General features: G+C 57.0%; 3 protein-coding genes and 1 pseudogene. 2 read left to right on the top strand and 2 right to left on the bottom strand.

Annotated features, from left to right (window positions below):
- On the top strand, positions 1–285 hold a 285-nt coding region (locus tag OP498_RS18225), incomplete at its 5' end, for a transposase domain-containing protein (RefSeq protein WP_280554776.1).
- 102 nt (positions 286–387) lie between these two features.
- Positions 388–507: pseudogene (locus OP498_RS18230) on the top strand (IS5/IS1182 family transposase); the annotation flags it as partial.
- A gap of 248 nt (positions 508–755) precedes the next feature.
- Here OP498_RS18230 and OP498_RS18235 read toward each other — a convergent pair.
- Positions 756–1,553 (bottom strand): IclR family transcriptional regulator, encoded by a 798-nt coding sequence (locus tag OP498_RS18235; protein WP_280554777.1) that lies wholly within the window; start codon positions 1,551–1,553, stop codon positions 756–758.
- Between the two features lie 133 nt (positions 1,554–1,686).
- On the bottom strand, positions 1,687–2,449 hold a 763-nt coding region (locus tag OP498_RS18240; protein WP_280554779.1), incomplete at its 5' end, for a reverse transcriptase domain-containing protein.

Here is a 2,449-nt window from a genome sequence, read left to right on the forward strand (position 1 = left end):
GACGTGCCGATCGACACCAACCACTTGGAGCGTGGCCTGCGCTGCATTCCCATGGGTAAAAAAAACTGGATGTTCTGCTGGAGCGAGGTCGGCGCCGAGCATGTCGGTATCTTGCAGAGCCTGCTGACCACCTGCCGCCTGCAGGGGGTGGATCCCTACACCTATCTGGTCGACGTGCTCCAGCGCGTGGCCCTCCATCCCGCCTCACGGGTCGAGGAGCTGACGCCGCGCTGCTGGAAGGCGCTGTTTGCCGACGCCCCTCTCCGCTCAGACATCGAAGGGTAAGTCCAGACGTACTGGAATGACCGCTTACGTTGGAAGACCCTGTTTGCTGATGACCCGCTCAGGTCAGACATCGAAGGGTAAGTCCAGACGTACTGGAATGACCGCTTACACTACAAGGGGCTGGCCAAGAACCAGACGCAGCTGTTCAGCCTGTTCGCTCTGGCCAACCTGGTGCTGGCAGGACGATGCTACAGACACCCTGACGGGGTCAGTGCGTCTTGAATCTGGCCCGGCAGCCGGATAACCCGGCTGCCGAGTGGTAAAGGCCACTCATGATGGCCTTAACCAGGCTGCTGGAGCAAAAAATTGCTCTTGGGTAGCACACACACAGAACATGTGCTGAATTGTTCAGCGGTTCCCTAAGTGAGTTGAGTAAGCGCAGGCGCAGGCGCAGGCGCAGGCGCAGGCAAGATCCTGCGCGACAACACGATTTCAATAGGGAGCAGTCAGGGCAGTCTGGGAGCGTTGGGCTAGGCGCGACGTGCCTTGCCTCTGCCCCCCAGGCATTCACTGATTTTTTCTGCCGTTTGGCTCACCTCCGCGATCAGCTCATGCATACGAGATTCGGGCATATACTCTATCGTGCTCGAGACACTCACCGCCGCCACGATCCCTCCGCTGCCGTCGTAAACCGGCACGGCGATGCAGCGAATCGAAGGCTCATCCTCGCCAAAGTCAAAGGCATAGCCGTTGCTTCTGTAGGTAGTCATGGTAGACATCCAGGCCGCTCGATCAAGCGAGTTTTCCAACTGGTCAAGTGATCTATCCAGGTAATAGGTCAGCTCCTGGTCGCTCTTGTCGAGCAGCAGCGCCTTGCCGACGCCCGTCGTTACCAAAGGTTTCCTACCACCGATCCGCGAGCTTATTTCAATGGGCCTTGTACTCCTGACCTTATCGAGGTACATCACCTCGTTGTCCTCGATTCTTGCGAAGTGGACAGTATCGGAGGTCTTTTCTGCTAAATCTTTCAGATAAGGATGCGCCACCTTCACGATATCGATCTGCTGATGAGCGGAGAACCCCAGAGCCACGATCCGCGAACCTAACCCGTAGCGCTTATCGCTATTGAGCGTTAAATAGTGTTTTTCTGCTAGCACGGAGATGATGCGATGAGCCGTACTATAGCTTATGCCCGTTTCGGCTGATATCTCATGGATCGTTAAGGGGTCGTCGGCCACAGCCTCCATGATTACCAGCCCTCGAACAAGCGTTTGACTCTTGACACTTTTTGGATGGTTAGATGCCGTTTTATTGTTTCCTGAACTCATGCTGATTACTCATTAAACGTCAGATTCATTGATTATGGCCTAACCCGGATAGGTCGGGTAGACCGGGCGATTGCTCGTCCCCCACAGATCCGAGCGTGCGCGATTGACGCACCCGGCTCCTCAACCATCAGCTTCACTGAAAGACTCCCCGGTGTACGATCCTTGCCTTGGGCAGCGGTAGGCGCTTGAGCAGCAGGTTAGCCTTCGCCCAAGAGAAGTATCCTCTCTGGGAACGTCGCCTCAACCATTTGATCCAGATGCATTGCGCCCGGTAGACAACGTTATGCAGTGCACGATAGTTGCCACTGATACCGTAGTAGGCAAAATGCCCTTGGAGCTTACGACATAGGGCGCGATGCTGTTCCAGCAGTGGCCGGTGTCGATTCGCACGGCACCACTGCGATAACCGCTTCAGTGTGCGCTTGAAGCGATCCTTGGCCGTTTTCTGCTTGATGATCCAGCGACCACGTCGGGATCTTCCCCAGTAATGCGTAAAGCCCAAAAAATCAAAGGTCTCGGCGCGCTGCTCGGAGTGCAGCCGGAACCGCACCCGCCGGGTCTTGGTCGGGTGGAGAGTCAGGCCGTAGCGCGCGAAGCGCTTGGGCAGCACCTCCAGCACCTTGCGGGCATCGGCTTCGTTGCTGAATGCCAGGATGACGTCGTCGGCAAACCGCACCTCGAACGCACGTCCTCGCAGGCGTGGTTTGACGTCTTTCTCAAACCACTCGTCCAGCACATAGTGGAGGTAGACATTCGCCAACAACGGGGAAATCACCCCGCCCTGCGGGCTGCCGACTTCTCCCTTCTGCCACTGCCCGGCCTCCAATACCCCGGCCTTGAGCCACTTGCCGATCAGGCGAAGGATGACACCGTCCTTCACTCGTTGCTGCAGAAAC

This window comes from Halomonas sp. 25-S5, from assembly GCF_029889845.1.
Taxonomy (GTDB): Bacteria; Pseudomonadota; Gammaproteobacteria; order Pseudomonadales; family Halomonadaceae; genus Halomonas.

What these genes read in the sequence shown, in the direction of transcription:
- OP498_RS18235 (WP_280554777.1), bottom strand. Translation starts at nt 1,553, where the DNA reads ATGAGTTCAGGAAACAATAAAACGGCATCTAACCATCCAAAAAGTGTC.